The organism is Polynucleobacter sp. UB-Piko-W3 (assembly GCF_018881635.1).
In the GTDB taxonomy this organism is placed as follows: Bacteria; Pseudomonadota; Gammaproteobacteria; order Burkholderiales; family Burkholderiaceae; genus Polynucleobacter.
In genome coordinates this window covers 505,072-519,329 of record NZ_JACVPY010000002.1, presented here as the reverse complement: position 1 = coordinate 519,329, position 14,258 = coordinate 505,072, and the positions used below count along the sequence as shown (strand labels likewise).

Sequence of the window (14,258 nt, the reverse complement as noted above, 5' to 3'; positions counted from 1 at the left end):
ACTCAAAAAAGGGGAAGCTAATGCTCAGGATTAAGCTTTCTCAGACAACCCCCAATCCATTGCAACTTAATCTAGAGTGTATTTCTGGCAAACTCCATGCTTTAGTAGGCCCATCAGGCAGTGGTAAGACAACTGCATTGCGGACGATCGCTGGACTAAACCATGCCCATACTGGAAGTATTGAATGCAATGGTGAGCTTTGGTTTGAAGCTAATGAAATCAATGGTATTAGCACCTCACTCAGTCCGGCACAGCGCTCTTGCGGATTTTTGTTTCAGCAATATGCACTCTTCCCTCACCTATCTGCACTGGAAAATGTGTGTATTGCACTCTATAACTCGGTAGCTGAGCTTAAAGAACGTCAAGTACAAGCGGGCCAATGGCTCAATCGTATGGGTATCGGTGAATTAGCCAATCGTATGCCCCATCAACTATCTGGCGGCCAACAGCAACGTGTTGCACTAGCAAGAGCTTTGGCAAGATCGCCTAAGGTCCTATTATTAGACGAACCATTCTCTGCGATAGATGCCCCTACGCGTCAAGGCCTATACAAAACTCTCGCTGAACTTCGCAAAGATTTAAACATTCCGATTTTATTAGTAACTCATGATTTGCGCGAAGCAGATTTATTAGCAGACCGCATTACCGTCATTGATCAAGGTGTTGGCTTGCAAACCGCTCCACCCCAGGTGCTTTTCGAAAGACCTAGAAACTCTCGCGTTGCAGAGCTGGTAGGGATCAATAATAAGTTTGAAGGTGTGTTTACTGCAGGTAAGCTGTCATGGGATCGTTGCGATCGAGTATTTGAAGTGCTTGATAAGGGTAAGATCCCCGCAAATACTCCCGTTGCCTGGGTGATTCCCGCAGATGGCCTCAGCCTTCATAACAAACCCAGCCCTTCATCAATTGAGGCCCATGTAGAGCAGATCAGTGCCCTAGGACAAATTGCAGTCATTCAACTGCTACTCAATAATGCCGCCCATACGCTTACCTGGGAAGCTTCGGCAGCGGAAGTGAAACGACTAGAATTAGAGGTAGGCAAAAATACTCATGTTGAAATTGATGGTAGCAAGATTCACATCATGCCACTTCGCCCCATCAATGATCCGCGTCGATTTACTTCTTAGCGACAAGACCCAGTAGAGCAGACATGCCCGCATGTCTTGCGCCTTCATTGAGCTCTTTTTCATAGCAGCACAAATCTAGTATTTGAAATTCCTTCGCAAGGTCTCGAATCATTTCTTCTGTATAGAGATGCTCTATTAATGATGGACCGCCTGTTTTGTACTCCAGCTGCTTTGGTGTATAGCCTTGTAATATAAAAATTCCACCAGGCTTCAGCGCCATATAGGTTTGCTGAAATATACGCTCACGCATTTTTGGATCGGCAAACTGAATAAAGATTGCGATGACAGCATCATATGCATTTTCGTGCCATGTAAAGCTATCAGTATCTGAAAATGAGTATTTGACTTCTACTTGATTGTCTTTAGCAAACTGCAGAGCTTTTTTTAAAGCAATATCAGATGTATCAAATCCGACCACCTGCATGCCCTGCTTGGCTAGCCAAACGCCGTTACGCCCCTCACCATCAGCGATACAAAGAACTTTGTCGTTTGGTTTTAAGTAATTTCTGGTTTGTAGGGCAAGATATTCATTTGGCTCTTTGCCAAAGATGAACTCTTCTTTATCAAAGCGTTGATTCCAGAATTGAGTGGCATCAGAAAAACCCATGGGCTTATCTTGATGCACTTGATTATCTTTTGAGTCCGCCAACAAGATCACTCTTTAAATCGTTGATATTCTCAAGGCCAACCGCAATACGCACTAAGCCATCGGTGATGCCAGCTGCTTTTCTGGCCTCAGGAGATACTCGGCAATGGGTAGTAGTCGCAGGATTGGTAATCGTTGTCCGGGTATCACCCAAGTTTGCGGTAATCGAACACAGCTTAGTCTGATTAATCAACTTAAATGCGGCCTTCTTTCCACCTTTGAGTGTGAAAGAGACAATTGCCCCGCCTGCTTTTTGCTGACGCTTTGCTAAGGCATGCTGAGGATGCGATGTGAGACCAGGATGGTAAACGCGCTCAACACCAGACTGCTTCTCTAGCCACTGAGCTAATTCGAGCGCATTCTGACTCTGTTGTTTCATACGTAACTCGAGAGTTTCTAATCCTTTTAAGAATACCCAGGCATTAAATGCAGACATGGTTGGGCCAGCTGTTCGCACATACGGGAACACTTTGCCCATCACAAAGTCTTTACTACCTACAATCGCACCGCCAACTACTCTACCTTGGCCATCTAAATATTTCGTTGCCGAATGGATCACTACATCTGCGCCCAAAGCTAATGGCTTTTGCAGAGCTGGGGTACAAAAACAGTTATCCACTGCAAACAAGGCCTTAGCCTTCTTGGCAATCTTGGAGATGGCTTTAATATCGGCAATCTCAGTCAATGGATTCGATGGGGTTTCCAAATAAAAGAGTTTGGTATTTGGCTGGACAGCGGCCTGCCATGACTTGGTATCAGCCAAATCAACATAAGTCGTTGTAATCCCAAAGCGGCCCAGGATATTAGTGAATAACTGTACCGTTGCTCCAAATACAGAGCGCGAGCATACGACGTGATCACCGGCCTGTAGATGCGCCATTGCCATTGTCAAAATGGCAGACATACCAGATGCAGTTGCAATACAAGCTTCACCACCTTCTAAAGCAGCCAAGCGATCCTGGAACATGCTAACAGTGGGATTGGTGAAACGAGAGTAAATAAATCCCTGGTCTGCATGAGCAAATCCATCGGCAGCTAATTCAGCGCTATCAAAGCAAAAGCTTGAAGTCAGAAACATCGCCTCTGAATGCTCTTGATATTCAGCAGTACGACGAGTGCCAGCACGGACCGCTAGGGTTTCAAGTGCCAGCTTAGAAAAATCTGGTTTTTTACGTGTGGTTTTGCTTTTCATACTGCTATTTTGACACCGAATTGCCCATTTGCCTTGTGTAAAGCAAATTCCTGTGGCTTTTTAGTCTTCGATAGCCAAATGCAGATGAAGCTGAGAGGTGGCAAAGTCGCTTGAATCACGCTGACGATCCGCTTTTGCTGCAGAGGTATTTCTGGCAGCTTCTAGGGCATCCAGATAAGAATCGGTGATATCCCCAGTGATGTAATTGCCATCAAAGCAGGAGGCCTCAAAGTTCTTAATATTGGGATTAATATCGCGAACCGCCTGCTTCATATCTTCAACACTTTGATAGATCAATTGATCAGCGCCAATCATCTTGTTGATTTCTTCATCCGTACGACCATAAGCAACTAACTCGCTACGAGTTGGCATATCAATCCCGTACACATTTGGGAAGCGCACAGGCGGAGCTGCTGATGCAAAGATCACTTTCTTGGCACCAGATTCACGCGCCATTTGAACAATTTCAAATGAAGTGGTACCGCGTACGATGGAGTCATCAACAATTAGCACTGTCTTATCTTTGAACTCGATACGCATTGCATTGAGCTTCTGGCGTACTGACTTCTTACGCACTGCTTGACCTGGCATGATGAAGGTGCGGCCAATATAACGATTCTTAAAGAAGCCTTCACGGTAATCCACGCCTAATTTCTTAGCTACTTGCATCGCCGCTGGACGGCTTGAATCCGGAATCGGCATAACCACATCGATCTCATCGACATTCGTCACCTTACGAATCTTCTCAGCCAGATAATCACCCATGCGCATCCGCACGTTATACACAATCACCCCATCAATAGTCGAATCTGGACGCGCCATGTAGACGTACTCAAAAATACAAGGCGTTAGAACTGCATTGGGCACACACTGACGTGAATAGAAGTTACCATCCAGGTCGATATAAATTGCCTCACCTGGGTTTACATCACGCACAAAGGTAAAACCTAAACCTTCAAGCGCCACTGATTCTGATGTCACCATCCATTCAGGGCCCTGTGGTGTATCAATTCGACCGAGGCATAAAGGACGAATTCCAAATGGATCACGAAATGCTAATAAGCCATAACCGGCAATGAGGGATACCACTGCATAAGAACCTTTTACGCGATTAGTCACTCCAGTTACCGCATTAAACATAGCAGCCTCATCTAAGGCAACGCTATTGGTTTCTTTTTGCAGTTCATCGGCTAAGACGTTTAATAGGACTTCAGTATCAGAGCTAGTATTAATATGGCGGCGATCACGGTAAGCCATCTCAACGCGCAAACTTGGTGCGTTAGTAAGATTACCGTTATGGGCCAGCACAATACCGTAGGGAGCGCTGACATAAAAAGGCTGCGCCTCTTCTTCGCTACTTGCTGAGCCGGCTGTTGGGTAACGAACTTGACCAATACCGGCATTACCAACCAAGCTACGCATATTGCGAGTTCTAAATACGTCGCGTACTAGGCCATTGGCTTTATGCATAGTGAACGAGTTACCGTTCATGGTTGCGATACCAGCCGCGTCTTGTCCGCGATGCTGCAAGAGCAACAAAGCATCGTAGAGCAGTTGATTTACTGGTGAGTGGGAAATAGTTCCGACGACGCCGCACATATCTCTAGCTTCCTATTGTTAATGTAGGAGTAATGGTAGGTATTACTTTAGGCATTGCCTCACCCAATTGTTTAGCCCAGTCGGCTGGCAGCCAACCTTTAATTAAACCGGTTGCCATATCTATAGCTGGTCTGGTAACGGCATTTTTCCAGGCCAGACTTTGCGGAATCGGTGTCAAAGCAGCCAATGTTGCCAAAATGACTACAACTAAACCGCCACGCGCCAAACCAAATCCTAATCCCAAGAATCGATCTGTCAGGCTTAAGCCCGCTGACATAATTATTTTTTGCACTAGTCCACCTAACAAGCCGCAAATAATTAATGTCAAGATGAAGAGAATGAGAAAGCTCACGCCAAGGCTGAGCAACTCATCCATATGGAAAGTAGAAAGCCATTCGGTAGATAGATAATTCGTATAGTGGTAAGCAACCCATGCAGCTGAAAACCAAGATGCTAGAGCAAGCACCTCTTTAAATAAGCCACGAGAGATGCCTACTAAGGCAGATACTAAGAGCAGCACTAGGGTGAAATAATCCACCGACGTTAACTTTAAGGTGGATAAGTATTCCATTACTGTTTACCAGCTTCGACGAGTCTTGGTGATAGACCCATCGCCTTAATTTTCTTTTCTGCTGCTTCTGCAGTATCTTTATCGGTATACGGACCCGCACGAAGAACAAAGAGCTTGGTACCGTCGCTAGAATTTTTATTTAAAACGTAGTTCGGAATCTTTTGCTCTTTGAGTTTTGCAATCCAACCCTGAGCACGCTCTTCTGAAGCAAACGCACCGATCTGAATGACATACTTTCCTGAGGCGTTAGTTACGCTATTGCTGCCACCACTATTAGGCACAGCAACAATCTCTTCTCCAGCAGCCAAACCTAATCCAGTAGTTTTACTCGGCGCAGGTGTTGGCTTAGTTTCTACTTTGGCCTCTGTCTTTGGTTCTGGTTTAGCTTCCACTTTTGATTCTGGAGCAAGCGCAAGTTTAGGAGCTTCTTTTACAGGCTCCGCAACTACTTCTGCTTTAGCTTTCTCTTCGGGTCTTGAATTAGTTCCGGGAATTGGTAAGCTGGTCACGATATTGATAGCGATATCGTTGGGCGCTAACTTAGGGTTGCTATCTAGAATGCGCGGCAGCCCAACCACAGCGATCAAAACCAATACAGCAGCGCCAATCAGACGATGGCGCGCTCTTTGTTGCTCTGGATCCTCTGTAAGGGCAAGCTCTTCTGCTTCAGCAGCACGCTGAAAACTGCGTGGAGCCGCTCTTTTAGCGGAGCGCATTCCGACTGAACCTCTATCAAGGTCATCAGCCTGTATTTTTCGCCTAAAGAAGCTCGGTAAACGAATCATGGATCAATGGGCCTGGTTGTTTCGGTAAGTCATTACGCCTGCAACGGTATAGAAGGATCCGAAGGTCACAATTCTATCACCCTCACCCGCCTTTAAGAGCGCTTTTTGATACGCTGCAGCAGGATCTGGGAAGCACTCAATACCGCCATCAGCGCCATTTTGAGCTTTTACGCCCATGGCCTCAAGCCTGTGTGATAGCCCCTTGGCGGTTGCGGCTCTCGGGGTCGGTAAATCAGTACAAAACCAGAAATCCACGATATCTAGCAAGGGCTTTATCACCCCATCGATATCCTTGTCTGCCATGGCCCCAAAAATGGCGAAGGTATAGGGGTGGTAGCCCATCTTATCTAATCCTTGTGCCAAAGTAGCGGCAGCATGGGGGTTGTGAGCGACATCCAAAACCACTGTAGGCTGACCCGGCAGAACCTGAAAGCGGCCGGGCAACTCAACCATCGCAAAGCCGTTTCGAATATCCTGGGCACTGACTGGTAAGCGCTGATGCAGAGCCATCAAGGCTGCAATCACGGCAGAGGCATTCAGAATCTGGTTAGCGCCTCGCAATGCTGGGTAGCCAAGACCACTAAAGCGCTTCTGGCGACCTGCCCAACCCCATTGCTGTTTATCACCTTGGAAGTTGTAGTCACGTCCTTGCAACCAAAGATCACAATCTAACTTTTCAGCATGATCAATTAAAGATTGCGGCGGCACTGGATCGCCACAGACTGCGATATGTCCTGGACGGAAAATACCCGCCTTCTCAAAACCAATTGCCTCTCTGGTGCCGCCCAAGAAATCTGCGTGATCAATATCAATACTCGTCACGATAGCGCAATCTGCATCCACAATATTGACTGCATCCAAGCGGCCGCCCATGCCCACCTCTAATACCACTGCATCCAAATTGGATTGAGAGAAAAGGTGCATGATGGCTAAGGTGGTGAACTCAAAATACGTTAGCGTTGGCGCATCTATCAAACTCATGCGCACATTTTCAACAACGGCAAAGTGCTCTAACAGGAGACTGTCGCTCACCTCTTGCCCATTAACCCGAGCACGCTCATTAAACTTCAGCAAGTGTGGTGAAGTATGGCAGCCCACGCGGTAGCCAGAGGCTAGCAAAATACTTTCAAGATAGGCACAAGTAGAACCTTTACCATTAGTGCCGGCAACGGTGATCACTGGACAGTCAAAATGTAGATCTAATGCTGCTTTTACACGATTGATGCGCTCCAACCCCATGTCGATGCCAACGGGATGAGCAGTTTCGAGGTGACTTAGCCAAGCCTCTAGGCTAGAAAAAAGAATTGGAGTTTGGTGTGCTGTGCTCAAGCGCTTAAACGGCTGCGCTACCCGCAATCGCAGGCTCTGGAAGTTTTTGCAAGAGCGCTAATAGGCGCGCAATCTCGCCACGCATTTGGCGGCGGTCAACAATCATGTCAATACCGCCCTTTTGCATTAAGAACTCAGAGCGCTGAAAACCTTCGGGCAATTTTTCACGAACGGTTTGCTCAATGACGCGAGGGCCAGCAAAACCAATCAAGGCTTTTGGTTCAGCCATCACCACATCACCCATAAAGGCGAAGCTTGCGGAAATACCGCCCATAGTGGGGTCAGTCAGAACGCTAATGTATGGCAAACCTTTTTTAGACAGCAAGGTCAACATCGAGTTGGTCTTAGCCATCTGAAATAATGACAACAAACTTTCCTGCATCCTTGCACCACCAGTTGCAGTGATGCAAATGAAGGCGCATTTTTTGTCAATAGCCTCTTGCACGCCGCGGGCAAATCGCTCACCTACTACAGAGCCCATCGAGCCACCCATATACTGAAATTCAAAACAGGCAGCAACAACTGGAATCGTTTCAAGCTTTCCACCCATGACGATCAAGGCCTCTGTTTCGCCAGAGGCGTCATTGGCTTCTTTAATGCGATCTGGATATTTTTTAGAATCTTTAAATTTCAGAGGATCGGTTGGATAGATATCGGCACCGATTTCATAACGGCCTTTTGGATCGAGCAAGCTATCCAAACGCTGGCGTGCACCAATGCGCATGTGATGGCTACATTTTGGACAAACAGAAAGATTGGCTTCGATATCGGTACTGTAAAGAACCGTTTCACAACTGGGGCACTTAACCCACAATCCTTCTGGTACTGATTTGCGATTTGCAGGATCAGTATGCTGAATTTGGGGTGGGAGTAATTTATCTATCCAGCTCATGGGTTTTTAACTATCCAATGCGTCACGAATTTCGCGAATGAAGGTTTCAAGTGATTGTACTGCCTGCCCAGGGGGTGCGTCCTCCAAAAGCCGAATAATACGGCTGCCAATCACCACAGCATCGGCACTCTGAGATACTGCCTTAGCGCTAGCGGCATCGCTAATTCCGAAACCCACAGCAATCGGAATATCAGTCTCTTGACGAATTTTGGGGATGATAGTAGCCACATCTTGAGTATTGAGGTTTGCACCTCCCGTGACACCACGCATGGATACATAATAGATATAACCAGAAGCAATTTTGGCTGCAGCTTTAATACGGTCATGCGATGAAGTTGGTGCTAATAAGAAAATGGGGTCAATACCTGCAACACGCATACGCGCTGCAAAATCAACACACTCTTCAGGCGGGTAATCTACTACCAACACGCCATCAACTCCAGCAGCTTTTGCCTCTGTTGCAAAACGCTCTGCGCCCATTTGCTCAACTGGATTAGCATATCCCATTAAGACCACCGGAGTGTTTGGATCTTGTTTCCGAAATTCCTTCACCATTTCCAAGCAAACGCGCAATGTAACACCTTGAGTCAATGCACGCTCAGAAGATCTTTGAATTACCGGACCGTCGGCCATTGGATCTGAAAAAGGCACGCCTAGTTCAATCACACTAGAGCCACCACGCACCAATGCATGCATCAGCTCTACCGTCATACCGGGATCAGGATCACCTGCAGTAATAAAAGGAATCAATCCTTTTTTTCCGCTTGCTTTTAACTCTTTAAAGACTGCCGTAATTTTTGACATAAGAGTTACTTAACCTTCGGAGCCGGTTGCTTGCGCAACGGTATGCATATCTTTATCGCCACGGCCAGAGAGGTTGATCAAGATAGTTTTATCTTTCGGCAAAGTCTTGGCCAGCTTACAAGCATATGCAATCGCATGAGCTGACTCTAGCGCAGGAATAATGCCTTCAATTTGGCAGCAGTCATGGAAGGCTTTGAGTGCCTCTTCATCAGTAATGGCAACATAGTCAGCGCGACCAGAATCTTTTAACCAAGCATGCTCGGGACCAACACCGGGATAGTCCATTCCAGCTGAGACAGAATGCGTTTCAGAAATCTGGCCGTTCTCATCTTGCAATAAGTAAGTGCGATTGCCATGCAATACACCGGGCTTACCAACACACAGTGCAGCCGAATGTAAACCACTACCAAGTCCATGTCCTGCAGCTTCTACGCCAACTAACTTCACTTCTGGAAAATCAATGTAAGGATAAAAAATACCCATGGCATTTGAGCCACCGCCAACACAAGCTAATACATAGTCAGGTTGACGACCAGTCATCTCTGGCATTTGTACTTTGCACTCTTCCCCAATCACACTCTGAAAGTCTCTTACCATCATAGGATAGGGATGCGGTCCAGCTACGGTACCAATGATGTAGAAAGTATTTTCTACATTGGTGACCCAATCACGCATCGCTTCATTCAGTGCATCTTTTAATGTTTTAGTTCCTGATTCCACAGGAACTACTTTGGCTCCAAGTAATTTCATGCGGTAGACGTTTTGTGCCTGACGAGCTACGTCAACGGAACCTTGATATACCGTGCAGTCCAGACCAAAGCGTGCGCAAATAGTGGCAGTAGCAACACCGTGCTGCCCTGCGCCTGTCTCGGCAATAATGCGTGGCTTACCCATGCGTTTAGCCAGCATCGCTTGGCCAATCACATTGTTGATCTTGTGTGCACCTGTATGGTTTAAGTCTTCGCGCTTCAGGTAGATTTGCGCTCCGCCCAGCATTTCACTCCAACGCTTAGCGTGATAAACCGGTGACGGCCTACCCACAAAGTGTTTAAGCTCGTAATGAAACTCTTCAATAAACTCTGGATCGTTTTGATATTTAGCGTAGGCCTCTTTGAGCTCATCTAATGCAAACATCAACGTCTCAGAAACAAACACGCCGCCGTAAGGACCAAAGTGTCCTCGTGCATCTGGCTTGTCGTACATAGCTACCTCTTTTGGTTTATCTACAGCAAATTATTGGGATGATGATTTCTCATCTGCTGCGCGCACTGCTTTTACAAATTCAGCCATGAGCGCAGGATCTTTTACACCCCTGCTGCTTTCGACGCCACTAGAGACGTCAACCGCGCAAGGATGCAGGCGCGCAATCGCCTCGCCCACGTTGTGCGTGTTCAATCCACCACTCAAAACGACCCGAGGCGCGTTTTCGCTTACCCATGTCTGTGGAATTCCTTGCCAATCAAAAGGAACGCCTCCGCCACCATAACCCTCGACTAGGGCATCCAGCAGAAAAGCGTTTGCTTGCCTATATTGTAGGGAAAATTCGCTAAATGCGAAGTCTTGTCCTATTCGGGCTGCTTTTATCCATGGCCGTCCATCTGCAAGCTGACTACAGCGCTCTGGGGACTCATCCCCATGAAACTGCCATAAAGTGATTGGGGCGATGGTCTTAATTGCGGCAAATTGCTCATCCGTAGCATTTACGACCAATCCAACCGCATCAACACCAACTGGAAGCCTGGAAATCAGTTGGGCAGCTACATTGGGGCTTACAGCGCGCACACTTGGGGGGTAAAAGACAAAGCCGACCGCATCAACCCCGGCAGCAATAGCCGCGTCAATATCGGCAGAGGTCTTCAAACCGCAGATTTTGACCCTGGTAAGACTCGGAGAGTAAGTAAGTAAGCCCATAAAGTAATGATAAGGCCTTAGGAGTTGGTTAACTGGGCAGGCAACAAGGAGTTTTTCAACCAAGGTGCCGGGATGCCAAACTCCTCCGGATATGAAACTTTGGCCAAATAGAGGCCATCAGACATAAATGTGGGGGCTGCCATCTTTCTGTCTTTGGCAGCCAAGACCTGGGTCATCCACTCTGGTTCTTGTCGTCCTTGGCCAATCTGCAGAAAACATCCCACTAAATTGCGCACCATATGATGCAAAAAAGCATTGCCGCGAATCCGAAAATACAACCATGGTTCATCAGAAACAATGTCTATGGCATAGATTGTTTTTACTGGGGTCTTACTCTGACACTCTGATGATCTAAAAGAACTGAAGTCATGTTCGCCAATCAAGCACTCTACTGAATTCTTCATTGCAGAAATATCAAGCTGCTGATGAGGCGGCAGCATTAAATAGCCCGCACGAGAATGCACCATTGGTATGCGGCATGGTCCAATATGTAAGGCATAAATATAAGTGCGCTCAAATGCGGAGAATCGAGCGCTGAAAGTATCAGGAACAAGCTTAGCCCAATTAACTACAATCGATGGCGGTAGAAATGAATTGACTCCTCTGACCCATGAAAAATCTTCACGCTCTACATGGGTATCAAAGTGAATCACCTGCCCTAATGCGTGAACACCAGCATCCGTCCTGCCCGCAGTGATAGTTTTAATCGGAAAGTCTTTACAGGACTCCCCAACAAAAGCTGTAATTGCTCTCTCCAGCTCATCTTGCACTGAATGTTGATCGACTTGTGTTTGCCAGCCAGAATATGGGCTGCCATCATACTGAAGACCAAGGGCTATTCGCATTGAAATACCCTCATGACCTCAGGCATTGCGATGCGAGAGCTCCGCGAGCAGGCTTTTAGCCTCAATCGTAATCATGGAGTCTGCTGAATTACTAACCTGCAGCACTTCTTCCAAAGACTTCTTGGCGGCAGAAAAATCTTCGATCGTAATGTAAGCACGCGCTAGATTGAGCTTGACGCGCAGGGTATCTGCTAATGAATCAGAAATGGGCGGAGATGTTGCTTGAGGCTTTTCTATTGCAGCCTTAGAAAGATCTAAATCGATCCCAGCAAAAAGCGTTTTGGCGCGCGCATGCATTTCAAGGGGAGCACTAGCGAGCTCGTCTGGTGTATTGAAACTAGTAAGTTCTGAACGGCGAGCATTACGAGCAAAGACCCATAACAGAACACCCGTTAATGCAATGAAAGTAGCCCCAAAAATGGCTGGTCCAAATCCATCTAATCCATAAATATTCTCAACGACTTTTTTCTCCTTCGGCTTATCTAGGAGACGCTGCAATTCTGCAACATTCTTTTCCATCTCAGTAACTCGAGCCTTCGCCTCCTCTAGTTGTCTTTCTTGAGCAACCAACTCTTCTGTATAGCGACGCTCTTGATCATTGCCGTCCACACTTGAGCCAATTTTTAAGCGATCTTTTGAAGCAACTTCCTCAGTCTGCGTATTAGCAGATTGAGCTTGAGCTTGCGACCCATTTCCACCCTGCTCTGAATGCCATAGTGCATTGGCCTCAGCAACAAATTGATTAGCCTCAGCTGGGCTAATTGAGCGAAGCAATGCTTGACTTGGCTTATTTAATTCAGCTCCGGCAGCTAAACGATTAATGCTGCCACTAGCAAAAGCATCTGGATTAGCTTTATATAAAGCCATCATAGTTTGATCTAAAGTAGCGCCATCTAATTGCGGCGCCATCATTACAGCAATCTCAGAAAGAGTTTGACCAGGCCTTACTAGAACCTTTTGAGCATCACCTATCAGCAAAGTATATGTTTTGGTAATGCTACCGCTAGACCAATTCAGATTTACCAATACATCTACGAAGGGATCGTCAGTCATCGGGATAGCATTGACCGTCTCCACCAAGATGACCAAGCGGTCCTGGGAATTGCGATAAATAGATAACTGTGGATTGAGATCCAAAATCATCTGAGAGATGCCAAGGCGCTCATACGAAGCTTTAGGTAAAGTACTTACTTTTATACTATCTAAAACAGCCTGCTCATCAGCCCCAACCCGAATTGGAATTTCTACTCGAAGAGGCTCACCAGACTTCGACTGCAAGACAGGAGAGCCTAAAGAGATTGCCCAAGACGAACAAGACCAACCAAGCCAAACCAAGCAAAGTGCCTTTACAAAGCGAAGTTGGTAATTTCTCAACATTATTTTTCTAGCAAGATTCTGAGCATACGGCGCAATGGTTCAGCTGCACCCCATAAGAGCTGGTCGCCGACAGTAAATGCACCAAGATACTCTGGGCCCATCGCCAATTTGTGCAGACGGCCGATTGGTACGGTCATAGTGCCACTCACTGCCGCTGGTGATAATTCACGTTCAGTGATTTCACGATCATTTGGAACTACTTTGACCCACTGGTTATCGTTCGCCAAAAGAGCTTCAATTTCCTTCAGTGGAATATCTTTCTTCAACTTCACTGTTAGGCCTTGTGAGTGGCAACGCATGGCGCCAACACGCACACAAATACCATCAATAGGAATGCTGCCTGGAGTGCGAAAGGCCGGACGACCAAGAATCTTATTGAACTCAGAGCCGCCTTTCCACTCTTCTTTTGTTTGACCATTCTCAACAGGAACATCAATCCATGGAATCACGCTACCAGCCAAGGCGGTATTACGGAAATTTTCCTTCGGAAAGCCTGGCGAACGCAGTGTCTCAGTAACCTTGCGATCGATATCCAAAATCGAAGATGAAGGATTGGCTAATTCAGTAGCAACACTGTCACGCAAAGCGCCCATTTGCAAAAGCAATTCGCGCATATTTTGTGCTCCAGCACCAGATGCTGCTTGGTAAGTCATAGCGCTAATCCACTCCACCATGTCTGCTTTCACCAAACCACCCATTGCCATCATCATCAAACTTACAGTGCAATTAGCGCCAATCCAGTTCTTGCCGCCAGCAGCTAATGCCTTATCAATCACAGGGCGGTTTACAGGATCCAAGACCAATACAGCATCATCTTTCATGCGCAGAGCGCTGGCTGCATCAATCCAATGGCCATTCCAACCTGCAGCACGCAACTTTGGGAAGACATCATTGGTATAGTCGCCACCCTGGCAAGTGAGAATGATGTCGCAGCGTGATAAGGCCTTGACGTCATTCGCATCTTGTAAAGTGCTTTCGCTTTTGGTGACTTTTTTGCCATTCATTAATGGCACTTCGCCGCGTACTTGGCTGGTGCTAAAAAAAACTGGCTCAATCAAGTCAAAATCTTTTTCGACCAACATTCTATCCATGAGAACGCTGCCGACCATGCCACGCCAGCCAACTAAACCAACCAATGGTGTTTTTGTATTTGCCATGATGAACTATTTAATCAATTTTC

General features: G+C 46.7%; 14 protein-coding genes. 1 reads left to right on the top strand and 13 read right to left on the bottom strand.

Annotation, left to right across the window (positions count from 1 at the left end):
- On the top strand, positions 1-1,127 hold a 1,127-nt coding region (locus tag ICN31_RS02925; RefSeq protein ID WP_255530892.1), incomplete at its 5' end, for an ABC transporter ATP-binding protein.
- Here ICN31_RS02925 and ICN31_RS02920 read toward each other — a convergent pair.
- From ICN31_RS02920 to asd, 13 genes are read right to left on the bottom strand one after another with little or no spacing between them, the layout of a single operon-like run.
- Entirely contained in the window at positions 1,117-1,779 is a 663-nt protein-coding gene (locus ICN31_RS02920) for a bifunctional 2-polyprenyl-6-hydroxyphenol methylase/3-demethylubiquinol 3-O-methyltransferase UbiG (RefSeq protein ID WP_255530891.1), read from the bottom strand. The two genes, ICN31_RS02925 and ICN31_RS02920, sit on opposite strands and share 11 nt — an antisense overlap.
- On the bottom strand, positions 1,757-2,965 hold the full coding sequence (locus tag ICN31_RS02915) for an O-succinylhomoserine sulfhydrylase (RefSeq protein ID WP_216258417.1): 1,209 nt from the start codon (positions 2,963-2,965) through the stop codon (positions 1,757-1,759). Before ICN31_RS02915 ends, ICN31_RS02920 begins: the two co-directional genes overlap by 23 nt.
- Before the next feature lie 60 nt (positions 2,966-3,025).
- Complete coding sequence (purF, locus tag ICN31_RS02910; RefSeq protein WP_216258415.1) at positions 3,026-4,564, bottom strand: amidophosphoribosyltransferase; 1,539 nt, start codon at positions 4,562-4,564, stop codon at positions 3,026-3,028.
- Between the two features lie 4 nt (positions 4,565-4,568).
- Positions 4,569-5,135 carry a CvpA family protein gene (locus tag ICN31_RS02905; RefSeq protein WP_216258413.1) on the bottom strand — a complete coding sequence of 189 codons (567 nt, stop codon included), beginning with the start codon at positions 5,133-5,135 and terminating at the stop codon, positions 4,569-4,571.
- Complete coding sequence (locus tag ICN31_RS02900; protein WP_216258412.1) at positions 5,135-5,920, bottom strand: SPOR domain-containing protein; 786 nt, start codon at positions 5,918-5,920, stop codon at positions 5,135-5,137. Before ICN31_RS02900 ends, ICN31_RS02905 begins: the two co-directional genes overlap by 1 nt.
- Before the next feature lie 3 nt (positions 5,921-5,923).
- On the bottom strand, positions 5,924-7,249 hold the full coding sequence (gene folC / locus ICN31_RS02895) for a bifunctional tetrahydrofolate synthase/dihydrofolate synthase (RefSeq protein WP_216258410.1): 1,326 nt from the start codon (positions 7,247-7,249) through the stop codon (positions 5,924-5,926).
- Between the two features lie 4 nt (positions 7,250-7,253).
- Positions 7,254-8,141 (bottom strand): acetyl-CoA carboxylase, carboxyltransferase subunit beta, encoded by an 888-nt coding sequence (accD, locus tag ICN31_RS02890; RefSeq protein WP_088526231.1) that lies wholly within the window; start codon positions 8,139-8,141, stop codon positions 7,254-7,256.
- Positions 8,142-8,147: 6 nt separating this feature from the next.
- On the bottom strand, positions 8,148-8,945 hold the full coding sequence (trpA, locus tag ICN31_RS02885) for a tryptophan synthase subunit alpha (protein WP_216258408.1): 798 nt from the start codon (positions 8,943-8,945) through the stop codon (positions 8,148-8,150).
- A 9-nt stretch (positions 8,946-8,954) separates the two neighbouring features.
- Positions 8,955-10,148: a tryptophan synthase subunit beta gene (gene trpB / locus ICN31_RS02880; protein WP_216258406.1), complete on the bottom strand. Its 1,194-nt coding sequence runs from the start codon at positions 10,146-10,148 to the stop codon at positions 8,955-8,957.
- 30 nt (positions 10,149-10,178) lie between these two features.
- Positions 10,179-10,856 carry a phosphoribosylanthranilate isomerase gene (locus ICN31_RS02875; protein ID WP_216258403.1) on the bottom strand — a complete coding sequence of 226 codons (678 nt, stop codon included), beginning with the start codon at positions 10,854-10,856 and terminating at the stop codon, positions 10,179-10,181.
- Positions 10,857-10,873: 17 nt separating this feature from the next.
- Complete coding sequence (gene truA, locus ICN31_RS02870) at positions 10,874-11,701, bottom strand: tRNA pseudouridine(38-40) synthase TruA (RefSeq protein WP_216258401.1); 828 nt, start codon at positions 11,699-11,701, stop codon at positions 10,874-10,876.
- Between the two features lie 18 nt (positions 11,702-11,719).
- Positions 11,720-13,078 carry a FimV/HubP family polar landmark protein gene (locus ICN31_RS02865; protein WP_216258399.1) on the bottom strand — a complete coding sequence of 453 codons (1,359 nt, stop codon included), beginning with the start codon at positions 13,076-13,078 and terminating at the stop codon, positions 11,720-11,722.
- Positions 13,078-14,235, bottom strand: a complete 1,158-nt coding sequence (gene asd, locus ICN31_RS02860; protein WP_216258397.1) for an aspartate-semialdehyde dehydrogenase — start codon at positions 14,233-14,235, stop codon at positions 13,078-13,080. Before asd ends, ICN31_RS02865 begins: the two co-directional genes overlap by 1 nt.
- Between the last annotated feature and the right edge of the window lie 23 nt (positions 14,236-14,258).

Bases quoted from the DNA above. Each gene is read 5' to 3' on its own strand.
- ICN31_RS02915 (WP_216258417.1), bottom strand. From the start codon at position 2,965: ATGAAAAGCAAAACCACACGTAAAAAACCAGATTTTTCTAAGCTGGCA.
- purF (WP_216258415.1), bottom strand. From the start codon at position 4,564: ATGTGCGGCGTCGTCGGAACTATTTCCCACTCACCAGTAAATCAACTG.
- ICN31_RS02905 (WP_216258413.1), bottom strand. From the start codon at position 5,135: ATGGAATACTTATCCACCTTAAAGTTAACGTCGGTGGATTATTTCACC.
- ICN31_RS02900 (WP_216258412.1), bottom strand. From the start codon at position 5,920: ATGATTCGTTTACCGAGCTTCTTTAGGCGAAAAATACAGGCTGATGAC.
- accD (WP_088526231.1), bottom strand. From the start codon at position 8,141: ATGAGCTGGATAGATAAATTACTCCCACCCCAAATTCAGCATACTGAT.
- trpA (WP_216258408.1), bottom strand. From the start codon at position 8,945: ATGTCAAAAATTACGGCAGTCTTTAAAGAGTTAAAAGCAAGCGGAAAA.
- trpB (WP_216258406.1), bottom strand. From the start codon at position 10,148: ATGTACGACAAGCCAGATGCACGAGGACACTTTGGTCCTTACGGCGGC.
- ICN31_RS02875 (WP_216258403.1), bottom strand. From the start codon at position 10,856: ATGGGCTTACTTACTTACTCTCCGAGTCTTACCAGGGTCAAAATCTGC.
- truA (WP_216258401.1), bottom strand. From the start codon at position 11,701: ATGCGAATAGCCCTTGGTCTTCAGTATGATGGCAGCCCATATTCTGGC.
- ICN31_RS02865 (WP_216258399.1), bottom strand. From the start codon at position 13,078: ATGTTGAGAAATTACCAACTTCGCTTTGTAAAGGCACTTTGCTTGGTT.
- asd (WP_216258397.1), bottom strand. From the start codon at position 14,235: ATGGCAAATACAAAAACACCATTGGTTGGTTTAGTTGGCTGGCGTGGC.